Source organism: Streptomyces sp. NPDC033177, from assembly GCF_055577715.1.
Map to the genome: position 1 here is coordinate 537,781 of NZ_JBVIPS010000006.1, position 11,683 is coordinate 549,463.

Genomic DNA, 11,683 nt, shown 5'->3' on the forward strand with positions numbered 1-11,683 from the left:
CCTTAGTGGCGCACGAGAATGGAGACCGCTCGGCGGCGGCAATCAATGGGCTCAACGAGGTAAGCGCCACTCCTGGGTGCTGAACGTTCGAGGAACGTCCATTTCCGACCCTCCGCTCAGCGCTCCACCAGCAGGTTCCAGCACGAGTCGAACCAGGCCTGCATGCTGTCCACGAAGAGGGTCCCCTGCGATTCCGGTTCGTCGCCCCGCACGTAATGCGTGAGGGCCGATCCGAGGCCGACCACGTCCAGAGCAAGGATCTCCTCGCCGTCGTCCAGCTGGATACGGCGCTCGAGCACCTCGTACGGCCCGTGCAGCGCCTCGGCGCCATTGAGCAGGTAAAGCTTGAACGCGGGCGCCAGCGGCACTCGACGTACCTCGACGCTCACCTCCGCCACCAGATCCTCGGTGTGCAGATCCCGCAGCGCGTTGCGCAGCGACGCCGTGTGCCGGCGCGTGATGTCACGCAGGCGCTGCTGCGGACGCGGATCGTCCGGGTCGTCCTTGGCGCGGGGATACGGGAGGTCGAGCTCTTCGGACGGCAGCAGTATGCGGACCGCTATGCGCTCCGGTGCGATCTCTCGGACACGTATACGTTCCGCCTGTACTCGGATGTGGGCGTCCAGGGATTCCGAGGTCAGCGTGAAGACGTCCAGGGTCACCTGTGGGGACGCGAACGCCGCCCCGATGATCGGCCCGAGCAAGACCCGGCCGGTGCCGCTCCCCGGTTGTCCGCCCGTACTCATGTGGGCCAGCTGCGCCTTCACCACCCGCGACCCGCTCCCCTGCTTGGAACGGACGAGGCCCTCGCTGGTGAGTTCCCTCATCACCCGCTGGATGGTGTCCCTGGAGACATCGAATTCTCGTGCGAGATCGCGCTGCGTGGGCAGGAGGCTGTTCAGCGAGTACGTGCCGTCGGCCAAGCGGGAGTGCAGCGCGTCCGAGACCCGCTGGAACTCGCTGCCGCCACCCTCACCAGTTCGCTCATCGTCCACACGCCGACCGTACCTCTGGCGCTCTCCGAGCAAACCGCTTCCAGTCAAATTGGTTGCTCGGCAAGGCAGTTGGTTAACCGATCAGCCGACCGGGGCACACCAATCCCAAGCCAACCAGTCCAATTGGACGGAAAGTTGATCGCTTCGCCGGTTCGGCCGGCGCGCGAAGAGGGGTGGGGACCCGTGATCTTCTACCAACTGCTCTCAGCCGTACTCGGCTTCGGCATCGAACAGCTGCTCCAGACGTACTACGGCCGTCTCGGGCTGCTCGCCCTGGTGCTGCTCGGCATAGGCATGAAGGCGAAGGACAAGACCTGCTTGTCCGTATCAGCGTTGATCATCTTGCTCCTGATGACTCAGGCCCGAGCCTGACCCCGCAACACCTTCAGCACCGGCTCCAGCGAACTCACCACACAAGCCGCGCCCGCGTCCTTCAGCAGCTTCGCCTTGCGCTCGTTACGCGCGTAGCCCAAGAAGCCCACTCCGGCCACCTGCGCTGCCTGGTGGTCCGTGGGGGTGTCGCCGATCATCAGTGCCGCCGCGGGCTCGGCGCCCATCGCGCTCAGGGCGCGGTTGAGGCAGTGCGGGTGGGGCTTGAGGAGGTGGAGGTTCTGGGTGCGGCCGTAGATGTGCGGGGTGAAGCACTGGCTCAAGCCACGGCCTTCGAGGTAACGGGTCACCGCTCGCGGCGAGTTGTTCGTGGTGACGGCCAGCCGGGAGCCGCTCGCGTGCCACGTCATGATCAGCGGATCCGCGTACTGGGTGGGCCACGCCGAGGCGACCGCCGTCAGCTCCTGATGCGTGAGGCGTTCCTCGAGCTCGGTCACCAGATCACTGCCCGGATGCCTGCGGTCGACCGCCCGCAGCACGGCGTGCGGGTCGGGCTGCGCCCGCTCCTCCTTGGTCAGCAGCCCCCGCAGCCCCCGCTCCTCCAGCCAGCGGACCTGATCACCCGCGATCCGCTCCGCCGAGTGCCCGGCGAACAGCCGGCAGATGGGGCCGTCGAAGTCGAAGAGTACGTAGCGGGCGCGTTCGATCAGTTCCCGCAGTTTCTCGGCCTCTTCCGCCATCCACTCAGTCTGCTTCGCATCAGGAGTCACTAAGAGAGTGTCAGCTCCGTCGCGATGGTTGCCCAGAGCGCGTCGAACCATTTCTGGGACTCGTCCACGAACGCGGCGTCCCGCGGGGCCGCGTTCCTGTCGAAGGAGAACAGGGGGGACTTCAGTCCGGACACGTCGAACGCCTCCATCTCCGCGCTGCCGAAGTCCAGCATGCTGCGCTCGATCGTGTAGTAGGCGAGGAGCGCCTCCCGCTGATTCAGGAGGTACAGCTTCACCGGCGGCGTGAACGGCAGCGCGCGGAACGAGACGTCCACGTCGATGCCGTGCGAGGCCCGCAGCGCGCGCAGGTTGTGGCGCAGGACCTGCCCCTGGGTGTTGCGCAGTGCCAGCCAGCGCTGGTGGACCCGGCCGTCCACGTCCCCCTGACCGTTGACCGGCCTGGGAAAGGCGAGGTCGATGTCGCTGCTCGGCAGCAGGATGCGGACGTTGATCGACTCCGGGCGGATGAGGCCCTCGTGGATGCGCCGCAGCGGATCACCGAGCGCCAGGATCAACGTCTCCGCCGTGTACGACACGACGTCTATCCGCACCTGCGGCTCCGAGAACGCGTCGCCCAGGCGTGGTACCAGGCCCACCATCGAGGCCTGGGGTTCCGAGCCCGCCGATGTCGGTCCCGGCGGTTCCGCGGCGATCCGGGGTGGGCTGCCCTTGCTCACGTTGGCGAGGAGGCCGTCGCCCTGCAGTGTTTTCAGCGCCTGCCGTACCGTCCCCCGCTCCACGCCGAACTCCTCCGCGAGCACCGCTTGCGTGGGGAGGCGGTCGCCCGGTTTGAGTTCGCCGGTGCGGATGCGGTCGCGGAGGGCGTCTGCGATGTCCTGGGGAGTGAGTTTTCTGCTGCCGTTCACTGCAACGTTCTCCTGGGTCACGACCAGACGATACAACTCCTCGCCATCTCAGGGCAGTTGTCTCGAAGTTGTTTATGTTGTGGGACCAAGTGGGGACAACTTAAGTGAAGTTGGTTGCCAACTCATTTGAGATGGCAGAAGGGGGAACCATCATGGCAGTCCTCGCCCTCCTCGCAGCAGCGTCCGTTGTCATCTTCGAGCAGTTCTTGCAGTGGCGGTACGGACCCGTCGGCATCGTCGGGCTCCTGTTCCTGACCGTCGGAATCAAGGCGAAGAGCCCCACCTGCAGCTCCATCGGAGCCGTCGTCCTCGCGCTGACGATGACCGGCCCCGCCCTCTGAACCTCTGAACCTTTGAGCCTCTGAACCTCTGAGCTAGCCGCGCGCCAGTTCCAGGTCCTGGCTGATCGTGCTCCACAGCGCGTTGAACCACAGATGGGACTGCTCCACGAACGTCGTGTCCCGCAGGCCATCACCCTGGTGAAAGGGGAAGAGCATCGACTGCGCGCCCTGGGCGTCGTACATCTCCAGGTACTCGTGGTCGATCTCTTCGCTCTGCTTGGCCAGTGTGTAGTACGCGAAGAGCGCCTCTGAGCCGTTGAGCAGATAGAGCTTCACCGGCGGCGTGAACGGCAGCGCGCGGAAGGAGACCTGTACGTCGATTCCGTGCGAGGCCCGCAGCGCGCGCAGGTTGTGGCGCAGCACCTGACCCTGCGCGTTCCGCTGGTCGAGCCAGCGCCGGTGCACCTGGCCGCTCTCGTCGTCCCCGCTGTCCACCGGCGCCGGAAAGGCGAGGTCGATGTTGCGGCTCGGCAGCAGCACCCGGACGTCGACCTTGGCCGGTTTCCGCTGTCCGGCGTGAATCTGCCGGAGCGGTTCCCCGATCGCCATCGTGAGCGAGATGGAGGTCAGACAGAGCGCGTCGATCTCCACGTGGGGGGCCTCGAACGCCGCCGCGATGCGCGGGGCGAGGCCGACCATGGTGGGCTGCGGCTTCACGCCGCCCGGCCCGGCCAGCACCTGCTTCGAGGTGACCGCCACCGTGGCCGGGCTCCCCTTGGACACGTTCGCCAGGAGTTTCTCGCTCTGCAGGGTGCGCAGCGCCTCGCGTATCGCGCCGCGCTCGACGCCGAACTCGTCGGCGAGTTCGGCCTGCGTCGGCATGCGTTGGCCCGGCCGCAGCGCACCGGACATGATCCGGTCGCGCAGTTCGTCGGCCACCTCGTGGTGCGACCTAGGTGGCCTCTTCATCCCGTTGACGGGTGCAGGTTCCGGGCTCACAACCAAACAGTACAACTTCGCGCCATCTTTGGGGAGTTGCTCGGAAGGTGGTTATGAGTCGAGCCATCGCGGAGATAACTCAGATGAAGTTGGTAGCCAACTTAGGCAACCTGGCAGGAACCCCAAGGGGTTGGCCGCCAGTAGTCCGCCATCGGATGGCCACCGACCGGATGGGACGGGGACCGCATGCCCCGTCCCGAAAGGGGGAACGTCATGCCGCTCATCGCCATCGTCATCGCCGCCCTCGCCATCGGATTCGAGCAGCTCATCCAGTGGAAGTACGGACCGTTGGGCATCGTCGCCTTCGTCCTGCTGACCGTGGGCATCAAGGCCAAGAGCACCAAAATCAGCGGCGCCGGGGCTGCGCTCCTCGTCCTGCTGCTCGCCCAGCCGGGCTGACAGAGCTGGTTGGCCGGGCCCCCATCCGGAGGGGAGCCGGGAGCCCGGTCAGCCATCAGCGCACTAGCTACCCGGGCCGCAACTTGGGCTAGAACGCCGCCCGGATCTCCCCCACCTCGGTCGCGCCGCCCAGTAGGGGCGCCCGGCCGACGCGGGTGAGTACGTCCTCGTTCACGCCGGCCAGGTGCAGCGCGCGGGCCAGGACGGGGCCGAGAGCCCGTAGGCCCCCGTCGTCCACCTTGAAGGCGAGGGCGCGGCCGTCCGGCAGCGCGAACGCCTGGACCGCCTCGGCGCCCATCTTGGACAGGGCGCCCGGGATCTCCCGCATGAGCCAGGTGTCGGGGCGGCGCGTGCCTGCCACGTACTCCGGGTGGGCCCGCATCGCGTCCGCGACCCGGCGCTCCGCCGAGCCCTCGGGGGCGAGGACGAAGTGGCGGAAGGCGCGGGCGAGGCCGGTCAGGGAGATCGCCATCAGGGGCGCGCCGCAGCCGTCCGTGCCGACGGCCGCCACCCGCTCCCCCGCCGCTTCCTCGACCACCTGGAGGATCAGCTGCTGGAGAGGGTGCTGCGGGTCCAGGTAGGAATCCGTGGGCCAGCCGTTCAGGTCACACACCGCGAGCATCGACGCGTGCTTGCCGGAACAGTTCATCGTCACCCGGTCACGAACGGCACCCGCTGCCAGATATGTCTCGGCCTCGACCGCGTCCAGCGGGAGATCCGGCGGGCACTGCAGGTCCGCCGCCGTCAGGCCGTGCTCGGCCAGCATCTTCTGGACGAGGTCCCGGTGGAACACCTCCCCCGAGTGGCTTGCCGCGGTCAGCGCGAGGCGCTCACCCGCCAGGTCGAGCCCCGCCCGCAGCACCGCGGCCGCCTGCATCGGCTTGTTCGCCGACCTCGGGAAGACGGGAGCCGACACGTCCCCCATCGCCAGCTCCACGCTGCCGTCCGCCGCGAGCAGCACCAGGCTTCCCCTGTGACGGCCCTCGACGAAGCCTGAACGTACGACCTCGGCGAGGACCGGGGATATGACAGGGGTGGCGGCGGACTCGGCGGACGTCGAGGTCATCTTCGGCCTTCCGGGGCGGGGGTGGCGTCACGGGCCGCCCGCGGAAGCCGGGATCACCGGGTCACGCGAGCAGGTCGTCTACTTGTGCTTCACCTTCACGGTACCTGCGGGCGATCTCCGCGCTGCAATCGTCCGCCGTACGCTGCAGCTGCTGGCGGCGCCGGGAAACCTGCTGCTCGTAGCGGACGAGGCGCCCCATGGCCGTGTGCAGCTCGTCGTCCGTGCGGGCGTCCAGGTCGGAGAGCTCGACCTCGGCGAGCATCTCCGTCGCCAGGAGACCGACCTCCACGCTGTGCGGCGTGCCCAGCGTCACATGCCGGGCCGACGAGCGATGCCGGGCGGGCCCGTCCGTGAGGATCTCCGAGAGCCGGTGCACGAGCGGCCCCTCCGGACTCTTCCCCGCTGGGCCCTTCCCCTCCGGACCCGGCGCCGCCGGGTCCTTACGGCGCGCCACCTCGGCCCGCAGAATGTCGATCCGGCCCTGCAGCAGGCGCCGGACATAGCTCAGATCCGCCTCGTTCTGCTGCGCGTCCCTGCGCAGCTCACGCAGCTCGCGCAGGAGCAGCGCGGCGAGGTCGTGCGCGGGCTGCTCGGACAGCACCGCACTGCCCGTGACCGGACTGCCCGTCCGCTGCACGGGCGGGCGCGGCACGCTCGTAGGTCGCGCCGCGCTCATGCGGGTCAGCGACACAGATCCGGGCGGCTGTCCCGTACTTGGTGTGCTCATGTGGCTCTACCGTCCCCTCGACCGGCGCGGTACACCGCGTGTAAGCATGGTGCCACCCCCGGTGGCCGCTATGTGAGCGAGTGCCCCTAATCGGCCCCAGATGGGGGGTTCAGGACACCCCATGGGCGGCGCATCCGGCGGCGTGGCACAGCCGTTCGGAGCAGGCGCCTGAGTGGGCGGCCGAGCAGGCGTCCCAGCAGGCATGATGGGCCGTATGCGTGCTGTGGTGCAGAGGGTGGACGGGGCGAGCGTCGTCGTCGAGGGCGAGAACGGCCCCGAGACGGTCGGCGAGATCAACGGCGAGGGACTGTGCGTCCTGGTGGGCGTGACCCACGAGGACACCAAGGAGAAGGCGGCCCAGCTGGCCCGCAAACTGTGGTCCGTTCGGATGCTGGCCAACGAGAGGTCCTGCTCGGACATCGACGCGCCGCTGCTGGTCATCAGCCAGTTCACGCTGTACGGCGACGCGAGGAAGGGCCGCAGGCCCACCTGGAACGCCGCCGCTCCCGGCGACGTGGCCGAGCCCCTCGTCGACGAGGTGGTCGCCCAACTGCGGTCGCTGGGCGCGACGGTGGCCTGCGGCCGCTTTGGCGCCAAGATGCGGGTGGGCTTGACGAACGACGGCCCGTTCACGGTGCTTCTGGAGATGTGACGGGCCGAACCGAACCGCCGCCGACGACGGCAGAACCGCCCACGGCAGTGCAGCGGGGCAGCTGGGACCACCGCTCAAGGCCGGCCGCCAAAGGCTACGGCTCGACCACGGCCTCCTGGGCCGCCGCCGTGCCGCCCGCGCTCAGCGCCGCGTCCAGCGGCACGTTCCGCTTCACCAGGGCCAGCGCGATCGGGCCCAGCTCGTGGTGGCGTACCGCCGTCGTGATGAAGCCCAGCTTGCGGCCCTCCTCGCCCTCCGAGGCCAGACGCAGCTCCGTACCCGCCACCGGCAGGTGGACCTCGCTGCCGTCCAGGTGCAGGAAGACCAGGCGGCGCGGGGGCTTCCCCAGGTTGTGGACGCGGGCGACCGTCTCCTGACCGCGGTAGCAGCCCTTCTGCAGATGCACCGCCGTACCGATCCAGCCCAGCTCGTGCGGAATCGTGCGGTGGTCCGTCTCGAAGCCGAGCCGCGGCCGGTGCGCCTCCACGCGCAGCGCCTCGTAGGCGAGGATGCCGATCGCGGGGCCGTTGTCATCGGCGTACGACTCCAGGGACGCACGCGGCAGGAAGAGATCCCGGCCGTGCGGCGTCTCGCGTACGACGACACCGTCCGGGACCGGGGCGATCGAACCGGCCGGCAGATACACGACCGCGAACTCGTCCGTACGGTCGGCGACTTCGACGCGGTTGAAGAACTTCATGCTCTCCAGGTACGCGACGAGCGCGTCCTGCGTGCCGGGCTCCACATGCGCCCACACCGTCTCGCCGTCGTCCACGAGATACAGGGCGTGCTCGATGTGGCCGTTCGCGGAGAGGATCAGCGCCTCGGTGGCCTGGCCGACGGGCAGCTCCGTCACATGCTGGGTGAGCAGCAGATGCAGCCAGCTCAGCCGGTCGGGTCCCGAGACGGTGACGACACCGCGGTGCGAGAGGTCGACGAGACCGGTGCCGTCGGCGAGGGCGCGCTGCTCGCGGAACAGGTCGCCGTAGTGGGCGGCGACGCCTTCGTCCACGCCCTCGGCGGGGACGGCGCCGGGCAGGGACAGGAGGGGGCTCTTCATGTTCACCCACACTACGACCCGGTGGCGGGCGCTCTTATTCCTTGCCGGGGCCCTCGGCCTTCGCGCCGGAGCAGTTCTCGCAGCGCCCGAAGATCGCGAAGTGCTTCAGGTCCGTGTCGAAACCGAAGGTCTCCCGCAGTTTCGCGGTGAACTCCGCGGCGACCGAGACATCCGCCTCGATGACGTTCGTACAGTCCCGGCACACCAGGTGCAGATGGTGGTGCCGGTCCGCGAGGTGGTACGTCGGCGCACCGTGCCCCAGATGCGCGTGGCTGACCAGACCCAGCTCCTCCAGGAGCTCCAGGGTGCGGTAGACCGTGGAAATGTTGACCCCCGACGCCGTCTTCCGCACTTCGGAGAGGATGTCGTCGGGGGTCGCGTGCTCAAGGGTGTCGACGGCTTCGAGGACCAGCTGGCGCTGCGGCGTCAGACGGTAGCCGCGCTGTCGCAGGTCGCTCTTCCAGTCGGAATCGGTGCTCGCCACACAGGCAGTCTAGGCCAGCCGGTCCCGCGGCCTACTTGAAGAAGGCGATGCCGTCGTCCGGCAGGTCGCCCAGGCCCCTGGCCATCTCGGCGACGTCCTCGGGCGAGACGACCTTCTTCAGCTGCGCCGACATGTACGGGCGCAGCGGCACCTCGGGGGTCTGCTTCTCGCCGACCCACATCAGGTCGCCCTTCACATACCCGTAGAGGCGCTTGCCGCCGGTGTACGGGCCGGATGCCGCCGTGCGGGCGACCGCGTCCGTGACCAGGTCGATCTGCGGCTTCTGGTCGGCGAGCTCGCCGTACCAGACCTCGACGACGCCGTCGTCGCGCACCATCACGGTCTCGACCTTGCGGTCCTTGTCGATGCGCCAGAAGCCCGACTCGGACTCCAGCGGCTTCACCTTGTTGCCCTCGGCGTCGAGCACCCACGTGTGCGAGTGGTACTCGATGAAGTCCCGCCCGTCATGGGAGAAGGACACTTCCTGGCCGAAATTCGCCTTCTCGGCGCCGGGGAAGTCGGTGACGCCCGCGCCGGCCCAGTTGCCGAGGAGCCAAACGAGGGGCACGAGGTCGGGGTGCAGGTCGGACGGAATCTCGATCATGGGAAGCTCAGACGATCTCTAGGTGGCGTACGGGGCGTACGGGACTCAGCGCTGACCCTGGTACAGCTTCTTCACGGTCAGACCGGCGAACGCGAGAACGCCGACGCAGACCAGGACCAGCAGGGCGGAGAAGAAGGCCTCAAGCACGGGGTGCTCCTCGGTGAGCTATGGGGTGAGCTATGGGGGCAGGTATCAGAGCCGCTCCCACTGTAGTCGTGCGCGGCCCGCCGCTCGCTGCGAGGTGGCCTTACGGGTGACTGTGTGGACGGCCGGTGGATGGCCATACGATGCGGCCATGGCGAAGAAGCTCGTGATCAAGGTGACCGCCGGGGCCGACGCCCCCGAGCGCTGCTCCCAGGCGTTCACGGTGGCGGCCGTGGCCGTGGCCAGTGGCGTGGAGGTCTCGCTCTGGCTGACCGGTGAATCCGCGTGGTTCGCGCTGCCGGGCCGCGCGGCGGAGTTCGAACTGCCGCACGCGGCACCGCTCCCCGACCTGATCGACTCGATCGTGACCGGGGGCCGGGTCACCCTCTGCACGCAGTGCGCGGCGCGCCGCGACATCACCGAGAAGGACGTGCTCGACGGCGTACGGATCGCGGGCGCACAGGTCTTCGTACAGGAGGCCATGACGGACGGGACCCAGGCGCTCGTCTACTGACAGCTACTGACGGCGGCTGCCGCCTACTGCCGGGGCCGCCGCTTCCCGTCCAGTTCGTCCCACCACTCGTCGGACTTCGAGTCCCCCGAGGGGTCGTCCCACCAGCGGTCATCGGCGCCGCGCCGGTTCGCCACCATCGCGGCGACCGGCGGGATCACCATCGCCACGACACACATCCCGACGGCGACGGGGATGGACCAGAGCCTCACGACGCCCCACGCCAGGACGAAGAGGGCGATGCACGTCCCCATCATGGCGAAGTAGGCGTGCCGCCTTCGCGCATACATACGTCCAGCGTAAGCCGAAGGACCGCACCCCGATCCGATGGCGTCCAACCCCCGGAGGTGCGGCCCTTCGGCCGTCAGTGATCCGCTGTCGTCAAACCGCGATCGCGACCTCCGCCAGGCCGCCCGTCTGGGCCACCACCGTGCGGTCGGCCGTGCCGCCCGGGATGAGGGCGCGCAGCGTCCACGTGCCCTCGGCCGCGTAGAAGCGGAACTGGCCGGTGGCCGAGGTGGGGACCTCGGCGGTGAACTCGCCGGTCGAGTCGAGCAGGCGCACGTAGCCGCTGACGGGCTCGCCGTCGCGGGTCACCTGACCCTGGATGGTGGTCTCGCCGGGCTTGATGGTCGAGGCGTCGGGGCCGCCGGCCTTCGCTCCACACATATGTCGATTCCGTCCTTCAGGCCTTGAGGGTTACTTGTTGGCGCCGAGCTCGATCGGCACGCCGACGAGGGAGCCGTACTCGGTCCAGGAGCCGTCGTAGTTCTTGACGTTGGTCTGGCCGAGCAGCTCGTGCAGGACGAACCAGGTCAGGGCCGAACGCTCACCGATGCGGCAGTACGCGATGGTGTCCTTGGCCAGGTCGACCTGCTCGTCCTCGTAGAGGGCCTTGAGCTCGTCGTCCGACTTGAAGGTGCCGTCGTCGTTGGCGTTCTTCGACCACGGGATGTTGCGCGCGGACGGGACGTGGCCCGGACGCTGCGACTGCTCCTGCGGAAGGTGCGCCGGGGCGAGCAGCTTGCCGCTGAACTCGTCGGGCGAGCGCACGTCGACCAGGTTCTGCGAGCCGATCGCGTTGACGACGTCGTCGCGGAAGGCGCGGATCGAGGCGTCCTGGGGCTTGGCCTTGTACGACGTGGCCGGGCGGCTGGGGACCTCGGAGCCGTCGACCAGGTCGCGGGAGTCGAGCTCCCACTTCTTGCGGCCGCCGTCGAGGAGCTTCACGTCCTGGTGGCCGTAGAGCTTGAAGTACCAGAAGGCGTAGGACGCGAACCAGTTGTTGTTGCCGCCGTAGAGGACGACGGTGGTGTCGTTCGCGATGCCCTTGGCCGAGAGGAGCTTCTCGAAGCCCTCCTGGTCGACGAAGTCGCGGCGGACCGGGTCCTGGAGGTCGTCGGTCCAGTCGATGCGGATCGCGTTCTTGATGTGGTTCTTGTCGTACGCGGAGGTGTCTTCGTCGACCTCGACGATGGCGACCTTCGGGTCGTCGATGTGGGCCTCGACCCAGTCGGCGTCTACCAGGACGTCGCTGCGGCTCATACTTCTTCTCCTCCGGGGCAGTTACGGCGGGGCTTTGGTGCTGTACGAGGGGTTCGTGACGGGTACGTGCGGTGACTGCGCTGTAGCGCGGCGTACGCGGCACGGGGTGGCCCTGACGGTGTCAACGGGCCGGGGGATACGGGAGTCGGAGCTCCCGCTCAGAAGGTGCGACAGAGCATGGCGGCGACGCGGCACAGGTCTACTGCCCGCCGCTTCGTGAGGTCCGCCTGTCGCTGCATGCGTCCGATCG

At 68.6% G+C, this 11,683-nt stretch carries 18 protein-coding genes; 5 read left to right on the forward strand and 13 right to left on the reverse strand.

Annotated elements, in window-relative coordinates; genetic code table 11:
- Positions 1–116 precede the first annotated feature (116 nt).
- On the reverse strand, positions 117–995 hold the full coding sequence (locus ACZ5U5_RS23380) for a GntR family transcriptional regulator (RefSeq protein WP_469024804.1): 879 nt from the start codon (positions 993–995) through the stop codon (positions 117–119).
- A gap of 183 nt (positions 996–1,178) precedes the next feature.
- Here ACZ5U5_RS23380 and ACZ5U5_RS23385 point away from each other — a divergent pair, with 183 nt between their 5' ends.
- On the forward strand, positions 1,179–1,367 hold the full coding sequence (locus tag ACZ5U5_RS23385) for a hypothetical protein (protein WP_469024807.1): 189 nt from the start codon (positions 1,179–1,181) through the stop codon (positions 1,365–1,367).
- Here ACZ5U5_RS23385 and ACZ5U5_RS23390 read toward each other — a convergent pair.
- Positions 1,352–2,146, reverse strand: a complete 795-nt coding sequence (locus ACZ5U5_RS23390) for an HAD family hydrolase (RefSeq protein WP_469024810.1) — start codon at positions 2,144–2,146, stop codon at positions 1,352–1,354. The genes ACZ5U5_RS23385 and ACZ5U5_RS23390 overlap by 16 nt on opposite strands.
- Positions 2,095–2,988, reverse strand: coding sequence for a winged helix-turn-helix domain-containing protein (locus ACZ5U5_RS23395; protein ID WP_469025024.1), 894 nt, complete (start codon positions 2,986–2,988; stop codon positions 2,095–2,097). Before ACZ5U5_RS23395 ends, ACZ5U5_RS23390 begins: the two co-directional genes overlap by 52 nt.
- Positions 2,989–3,113: 125 nt before the next feature.
- Here ACZ5U5_RS23395 and ACZ5U5_RS23400 point away from each other — a divergent pair, with 125 nt between their 5' ends.
- Entirely contained in the window at positions 3,114–3,302 is a 189-nt protein-coding gene (locus tag ACZ5U5_RS23400) for a hypothetical protein (protein ID WP_469024813.1), read from the forward strand.
- 33 nt (positions 3,303–3,335) lie between these two features.
- Here the strand turns inward: ACZ5U5_RS23400 and ACZ5U5_RS23405 are convergent, their stop codons facing one another.
- Positions 3,336–4,211, reverse strand: a complete 876-nt coding sequence (locus ACZ5U5_RS23405; protein ID WP_469025027.1) for a winged helix-turn-helix domain-containing protein — start codon at positions 4,209–4,211, stop codon at positions 3,336–3,338.
- A gap of 243 nt (positions 4,212–4,454) precedes the next feature.
- On the opposite strand from ACZ5U5_RS23405, the gene ACZ5U5_RS23410 reads away from it, so the two are divergent.
- Positions 4,455–4,640 carry a hypothetical protein gene (locus tag ACZ5U5_RS23410; protein WP_469024816.1) on the forward strand — a complete coding sequence of 62 codons (186 nt, stop codon included), beginning with the start codon at positions 4,455–4,457 and terminating at the stop codon, positions 4,638–4,640.
- 88 nt (positions 4,641–4,728) lie between these two features.
- Here the strand turns inward: ACZ5U5_RS23410 and ACZ5U5_RS23415 are convergent, their stop codons facing one another.
- On the reverse strand, positions 4,729–5,706 hold the full coding sequence (locus ACZ5U5_RS23415; RefSeq protein WP_469024818.1) for an asparaginase: 978 nt from the start codon (positions 5,704–5,706) through the stop codon (positions 4,729–4,731).
- Positions 5,707–5,767: 61 nt separating this feature from the next.
- A complete protein-coding gene (locus ACZ5U5_RS23420; protein ID WP_469024821.1) occupies positions 5,768–6,433 on the reverse strand; it encodes an RsiG family protein in 666 nt (221 codons plus the stop codon).
- A 214-nt stretch (positions 6,434–6,647) separates the two neighbouring features.
- Here ACZ5U5_RS23420 and dtd point away from each other — a divergent pair, with 214 nt between their 5' ends.
- Positions 6,648–7,085, forward strand: a complete 438-nt coding sequence (gene dtd, locus ACZ5U5_RS23425) for a D-aminoacyl-tRNA deacylase (protein WP_469024824.1) — start codon at positions 6,648–6,650, stop codon at positions 7,083–7,085.
- A gap of 94 nt (positions 7,086–7,179) precedes the next feature.
- Here dtd and ygfZ read toward each other — a convergent pair whose 3' ends face one another.
- Genes ygfZ through ACZ5U5_RS23440 form a run of 3 tightly spaced genes read right to left on the reverse strand, consistent with a single transcriptional unit; the run spans position 7,180 to position 9,233 of the window.
- Positions 7,180–8,145, reverse strand: coding sequence for a CAF17-like 4Fe-4S cluster assembly/insertion protein YgfZ (ygfZ, locus tag ACZ5U5_RS23430; RefSeq protein ID WP_469024826.1), 966 nt, complete (start codon positions 8,143–8,145; stop codon positions 7,180–7,182).
- Between the two features lie 34 nt (positions 8,146–8,179).
- A complete protein-coding gene (locus ACZ5U5_RS23435; protein ID WP_469024828.1) occupies positions 8,180–8,629 on the reverse strand; it encodes a Fur family transcriptional regulator in 450 nt (149 codons plus the stop codon).
- Between the two features lie 31 nt (positions 8,630–8,660).
- Positions 8,661–9,233: a heme-binding beta-barrel domain-containing protein gene (locus ACZ5U5_RS23440; RefSeq protein ID WP_249589121.1), complete on the reverse strand. Its 573-nt coding sequence runs from the start codon at positions 9,231–9,233 to the stop codon at positions 8,661–8,663.
- Positions 9,234–9,528: 295 nt separating this feature from the next.
- Between ACZ5U5_RS23440 and ACZ5U5_RS23445 the strand changes: the two genes are divergently transcribed.
- A complete protein-coding gene (locus ACZ5U5_RS23445; RefSeq protein WP_469024832.1) occupies positions 9,529–9,891 on the forward strand; it encodes a DsrE family protein in 363 nt (120 codons plus the stop codon).
- A gap of 23 nt (positions 9,892–9,914) precedes the next feature.
- Here ACZ5U5_RS23445 and ACZ5U5_RS23450 read toward each other — a convergent pair whose 3' ends face one another.
- The 4 genes from ACZ5U5_RS23450 to ACZ5U5_RS23465 all read right to left on the reverse strand — a co-directional run bounded on the left by ACZ5U5_RS23450 (position 9,915) and on the right by ACZ5U5_RS23465 (position 11,672).
- Positions 9,915–10,178, reverse strand: coding sequence for a DUF3099 domain-containing protein (locus ACZ5U5_RS23450; protein ID WP_469024835.1), 264 nt, complete (start codon positions 10,176–10,178; stop codon positions 9,915–9,917).
- Between the two features lie 91 nt (positions 10,179–10,269).
- Positions 10,270–10,557 carry a DUF1416 domain-containing protein gene (locus tag ACZ5U5_RS23455; protein WP_160505842.1) on the reverse strand — a complete coding sequence of 96 codons (288 nt, stop codon included), beginning with the start codon at positions 10,555–10,557 and terminating at the stop codon, positions 10,270–10,272.
- A gap of 30 nt (positions 10,558–10,587) precedes the next feature.
- Entirely contained in the window at positions 10,588–11,433 is an 846-nt protein-coding gene (locus ACZ5U5_RS23460) for a sulfurtransferase (protein WP_363213164.1), read from the reverse strand.
- Positions 11,434–11,591: 158 nt separating this feature from the next.
- Entirely contained in the window at positions 11,592–11,672 is an 81-nt protein-coding gene (locus ACZ5U5_RS23465) for a putative leader peptide (RefSeq protein WP_351007875.1), read from the reverse strand.
- Positions 11,673–11,683 lie beyond the last annotated feature (11 nt).